The sequence below is a fragment of the Saccharomonospora halophila 8 genome, assembly GCF_000383775.1.
GTDB lineage: Bacteria > Actinomycetota > Actinomycetes > Mycobacteriales > Pseudonocardiaceae > Saccharomonospora > Saccharomonospora halophila.
Window position 1 is genome coordinate 67625 of the sequence record NZ_KB912565.1, and the last position, 5432, is coordinate 73056.

Below are 5432 nucleotides of genomic sequence, written 5' to 3' on the forward strand. Positions count from 1 at the left end.
CGGTCGACCCCCGCTACTTCCCCCGCGTCCACGCCGCGGCGGAAGCGCTGCTCGGCGCCCTGCTGCTGTTCCCCGGCCGGGCGTGGACCGGCACGTCACCCGGGGCGGAGTCGGCCGAACCGCCCGGGCAGGCGACGGACTGGCCGATCCTGCCGTCGTCCGGCGAACCACCGCTGACGTTCTACGCGGGCAAACGTTTGCTCACCCTTCCGGGTGGCACGGTGCTCGACCGTTACGGCAATGAGCAGGGAAACCTGACCCACCCGCCGGACACGCCGTTCCCCGAGACGTCCCTGACGACCGACCGCGAGTACGAACGGCACCGCTACCGGGTGCTGCGTCCCCTGCGCGTGCTCAGCGGGGTGACCCGGCCGTGGGGGGTGTCCCCGGGAGGCGCGGTGGCGTATCTGCTGCCCCGGGCACTGACTCACCACCTGGAGACGGGCGCCCTGGAACGGGTGTCCTGAACCTTTACCGGTCGACATACCGCCCGTTCGCGGTACCGGGTCCGGCGCCCGAGCCCTGTAGCCTGTTCCCATGTTGACCAGGTTGGAGGTTCAGGGCTTCAAGAACCTCCTCGATGTACACGTCGACTTCGGTCCATTCACGTGCATCGCCGGCGCGAACGGGATCGGCAAGTCGAACGTGTTCGACGTGATCGAACTGCTGTCACACCTGGCATCCGGCACCCTGATGGAAGCGGCACAGCAGGTCCGCAGTGTCGCACAGGGGCACAGCGGCGATCCTCGTGATCTGTTCTGGGACGGTCACCGGGAGCGCGCGGACCCCATGGAGATCCGTCTCGCGGCCGAAATGATCGTACCCGGCACGGTCGAGGACGATCTGGGATCACCCGCCGAGGCGACCACGACCTTCCTCCGCTACGAGATCGGGTTGGGTTACGAACACGCCGACGGTGCCGGCAGCATCGGCCGCCTCGTCCTCCGCCACGAAGAGCTGCATCACATCACCCGACGGGAGGCCGCCAAGAGGATCCGGTTTCCCCACTCCGCGAAGCACTTCCGCAGTTCCGTGCTGGTCGGGCAACGTCGGGGAGGTCCCTTCCTCTCCACCGAAGAACGCGAGGGTGGACTCGTCGTCAACGTGCACGGTGACGGCGGCAGTTTCGGTCGACCGCAGCCGCGAGCGGCCGAACGTGCGGGCCGCACGGTACTCAGCACGATCACCACAAACGATCATCCGACCATCCTGGCCGCGCGGAGGGAGATGCAGAGCTGGCGTCGGCTCGCGCTCGAACCGTCCGCGCTCCGGGCTCCGGACAGCTTCGCGGACCCACGTTCACTCGGCTCGGACGGGCGGCACCTGGCGGCCACACTCTTCCGCATCGCCCGAACCGGCGGTACGAGCGGGGCACCTGATCCGGAAGCCGTCTATGCCGAAGTGGCGGGACGGCTGTCCGACCTCGGCGACGTCGGCGTCCGTGGCCTCGAGGTTGAACCGGACGACAAGCGCGAGGTCCTCACGTTGTTCCTCGACGAACAGAACGGACTGCGGCTCCCCGCACGTGCTCTCTCGGAGGGAACACTCCGCTTCCTCGCGCTCTGTGTGCTGCTCGAGGATCCGACGGTCAAGGGCGTCATCTGTATGGAGGAACCGGAGAACGGCATACACCCGGCCAACCTGGAGTCCATGCTCGACCTCGTTCGCGACCTCGCGGTGAATCCAGCCGAAGCACCGGACACCGAGAACCCGTTTCGACAGGTCATCGTCAATACACATTCACCAGGCGTCGTGCAACTGTGCGACCGCGGTGACATCCTTGTGGCCGACGCTCAGCTCCGGACGGCTCCCGACGGGTCCGTCACCCGCGCCCTGTCCCTGCTGCCCCTGGCCGACACCTGGCGTGCGAAACACAGCGCGGACTCGGCGACCGAGGCGGACCTCCTCGCATACCTGGCCGCACCGGCGGGTGCACAGCTCCGCGTACCTTTCGGCCTGGTGGGCTGATCGTCGGATGGTCTTCAACGGTCTGTTCGTCGCCGAGGGAACCTCGGACATGCCCCTTTCCGCACTGGTCGAGGATCTGTTCGGGGAATGCGGGGTGCGGCTGCGGCTCACCTCGCCCGACTTCAACCAACTCCGAACGAAGGTCAACAAGGACGTCCGGTCCCGTGTCGAGGCAGGTATCACGCTGATGGGACGCACACCGGACATCGTGGTCGTACACCGGGACGCCGACAATGTCGGGGCGGACACGCGCAGGCGCGAGATCACCGAGGCGCTCGGTCGGATCGATCCCTGCCTCGTGTGCTGCCCGGTGATTCCGGTACGCATGACCGAAGCCTGGTTACTGTTGGACGAACCGACGATCCGGCAGGTAGCAGGCAACCCCCGGGGACGGAACGACCTCCGCCTCCCCTCGGTCCGGGAAGTCGAACGGGTGACGGACCCGAAACAGCGGCTGCACGAATGTCTCCTTGCCGCGTCCGCGGCGACGGGACGACGTCGGGAGAAGAACGCGACCCGATTCGCCAACCACCGACGGCAACTGCTCGAGCGGATCGATCGCCACGGCCCGGTCACCCGGCTGCCGAGTTGGCAGCAGCTGGTCGACGATGTGGAGAAGATCGCGGCCGGCTGGCACGGGTGAGTGCCACGCACCAGCTCACTCCGGCAGCTCGATGCCCTGCTCGGCCGCCCAGCGGTGGAGTTCGGCCACGGCCTCGTCCCGGTCGAGCGGGCCACGGTCGAGGCGGATCTCCTTCAGGTGTTTCCACGCCTGGCCGACGAGCGGCCCGGGTTTCAGGCCGAGGATCCGCATGATCTCGTTGCCGTCGAGGTCGGGACGGACCCTGGCGAGGTCCTCCTCCTCGGCGATCCGGGCGATGCGCTGCTCCAGGTCGTCGTAGGAGCGTTGCAGGGCGGCGGCCTTGCGCCGGTTGCGGGTGGTGCAGTCGGCACGGACGAGCTTGTGCAGCCGCGGCAGCAGGTCTCCGGCGTCGGTGACGTAGCGGCGCACCGCCGAGTCGGTCCACTCGCCCCGGCCGTAGCCGTGGAAACGCAGGTGCAGGAACACGAGCTGGGAGACGTCGCTGATGACGTCCTTGGGGTAACGCAGGGCGCGCAAACGCTTGCGTACCATCTTCGCGCCCACGACCTCGTGGTGGTGGAAGCTCACGCCGCCCCCCGGCTCGAACCGCCGCGTGGCCGGTTTGCCGATGTCGTGCAGCAGGGCGGCCAGTCGCAGCACCAGATCGGGTCCACTGGTCGGCTCGTGCGAGGTCTCCAGGTCGATCGCCTGGTCGAGCACGGTGAGCGAGTGCTGGTAGACGTCCTTGTGCTGGTGGTGCTCGTCGATCGCGAGCCGCATCCCGGGCACCTCGGGCAGCATGTGCTCGGCCAGGCCGGTGTCCACCATGAGTTCCACGCCGCGCCGCGGGGCGATGCCGGTCAGCATCTTGGAGAGCTCGACCTGCACCCGTTCCGCCGTGATCCGCTTCAGCTCGTCGGCCATGTCCGTCATGGCGGTCACCACGCGCCCGGCGGGGGTGAAGCCGAGCTGGGCGACGAACCGCGCCGCCCGCAGCATCCGCAACGGGTCGTCGGCGAACGACTCCTCCGGGGTGGCCGGGGTGTCGAGCGTGCGGCGGGCCAGCGCCTCCAGACCGCCGTACGGGTCGACGAACGTTTTCGTCGACACCTCCACCGCCATCGCGTTCACGGTGAAGTCCCGGCGCACGAGGTCACCCTCGATGGTGTCGCCGAAGGCGACCTCCGGGTTGCGCCCGACACGGTCGTAACTGTCCGCCCGGAAGGTGGTGATCTCCAGCGTCGTGCCGTTCTTCGCGGCGCCGACCGTGCCGAACTCGATGCCGGTGTCCCACACCGCCTCCGCCCAGCCCGCGACCAGACGCTGCACCTGCCCGGGACGCGCGTCGGTGGTGAAGTCGAGGTCGGTGGACAACCTGCCCAGCAGTGCGTCGCGCACGCTGCCCCCGACGAGGTAGAGCCGGTGCCCGGCCGCGGCGAAGCGTGCCGCGAGGTCGTCGGCGATCGGCGAGACGCGCATCAGCTCGGCGACCGCGTTCCGTTTGGCCTCGGTCAGCCGCTTCGCGGTCGCCGCACCGTCCGCCCCGCTCGTGCGCTCGTTCACGCTGCTCCCACTGCCCAAAAGTTCCCCTTACTACACGGCCGGACCGACACGGACACGCCCGAGCCAGGGTACCGACGGCGCCCGGTGCTCTAGCATCGCAGCATGCCTGGATCGGCCGGTCGCTCCGGTGGCCCGAAACCGGGACGCCGGTCCCGGCGCCGCCGTAACCGACGGCTGACCACGGTGCACGAGACCTCGGCCGGGGGCCTCGTGGTGGACCCCGGCCGACGGCACGCCGTGTTGATCGGCAGACTCGACCGGCGGGGTCGGTTGCTGTGGTCGCTGCCGAAGGGGCACATCGAGGACGACGAGACCACCGAACAGACCGCGGTGCGCGAGGTGAAGGAGGAGACCGGGATTTCCGCGCACGTGCTGCGAGAGCTCGGAACGATCGACTACTGGTTCGTCGCCGAGCGTCGCCGGGTCCACAAGACGGTGCACCACTTCCTGCTCGAAGCGGACGGCGGCGAGCTCTCCGACGCCGACGTCGAGGTCACCGAGGTGGCCTGGGTGCCGCTGACCGAGCTCGACCGGACCCTGGCCTACGCCGACGAACGGAAGTTGGTGCGCAAGGCCGGGCCGTTGATCCCGCGTGACCGGACGGGGGAGTCGTGAGCAGGCTCGCCGGCTTCGCGCTGACGCTCGTGCTGGTGCTCGGGCAGACCCTGCTCGGCATGCCGCCCCCGGCGTCCGGTGCGGCGGACCCGCGACCGGCGGGTCGACACGCCCGGGAGGCCGCCGACACCTCCTCCGGGGCGATCCGGCTGCACCTCGACCGCATGACGCCGCGCCAGGTGCGACCGGATGACACGACCGTCACCCTCGGAGCCACCATCACCAACACGGGCGACCGGCCGATCTCCGACCTCGTCGCGCGGGTCCAGGCAGGCCCGCGGCAGACCTCTGCCGGGACGCTCGGCAGGACACTGGCCGATCCGCCCCCCGCGGGCGCCGGGTGGTCCGACTGGGTCGGTGTCGCCGACCGGCTGGAGATCGGCGACAGCGCCGAACTGTCGATCACCGCGGACCTCGCCACGCTCGGGGTCACCGACCCGGGCGTGTACCCGTTGCTGCTCAACGTCAACGGAACCCCGGCATACGGTGGCCCCGCCCGGCTCGCGGTGGCCAACCTCCTGCTGCCCGTCCTGGGCGACCCCGGCACGTCGGACGGCGCGGCGGGCAGACCGGTGTCGTTGCTGTGGCCCTTCGCCGCGCGGGAGCCGAAGGTGATCTCCGACCCGTACGGCGGTCCGGTGGTGCTCTCCGACGACGCGCTCGCGGCCGCGCTGGCCCCGGGCGGCCGGCTCGACGCGCTGGT

Annotated in this window: 5 protein-coding genes and 1 pseudogene; 5 read left to right on the forward strand and 1 reads right to left on the reverse strand. The window is 69.8% G+C overall.

The window, feature by feature from the left end:
• From SACHA_RS22360 to SACHA_RS0114850, 3 genes are all read left to right on the forward strand, one after another.
• The coding region (locus SACHA_RS22360; RefSeq protein ID WP_039739196.1) for a TNT domain-containing protein at nucleotides 1-467 on the forward strand (467 nt) is incomplete at its 5' end.
• Nucleotides 468-537: 70 nt separating this feature from the next.
• Nucleotides 538-1968 (forward strand): AAA family ATPase, encoded by a 1431-nt coding sequence (locus SACHA_RS0114845; RefSeq protein WP_019810962.1) that lies wholly within the window; start codon nucleotides 538-540, stop codon nucleotides 1966-1968.
• 7 nt (nucleotides 1969-1975) lie between these two features.
• Nucleotides 1976-2611, forward strand: a complete 636-nt coding sequence (locus tag SACHA_RS0114850) for a DUF4276 family protein (protein ID WP_019810963.1) — start codon at nucleotides 1976-1978, stop codon at nucleotides 2609-2611.
• Between the two features lie 15 nt (nucleotides 2612-2626).
• Here the strand turns inward: SACHA_RS0114850 and SACHA_RS0114855 are convergent, their stop codons facing one another.
• On the reverse strand, nucleotides 2627-4114 hold the full coding sequence (locus SACHA_RS0114855; protein WP_019810964.1) for a CCA tRNA nucleotidyltransferase: 1488 nt from the start codon (nucleotides 4112-4114) through the stop codon (nucleotides 2627-2629).
• A gap of 102 nt (nucleotides 4115-4216) precedes the next feature.
• Between SACHA_RS0114855 and SACHA_RS0114860 the strand changes: the two genes are divergently transcribed.
• Nucleotides 4217-4729 (forward strand): NUDIX hydrolase, encoded by a 513-nt coding sequence (locus tag SACHA_RS0114860; protein ID WP_028663214.1) that lies wholly within the window; start codon nucleotides 4217-4219, stop codon nucleotides 4727-4729.
• Nucleotides 4726-5432 (forward strand): annotated as a pseudogene (locus SACHA_RS25575) (DUF6049 family protein); the annotation flags it as partial. The gene SACHA_RS0114860 and the pseudogene SACHA_RS25575, both read left to right, overlap by 4 nt.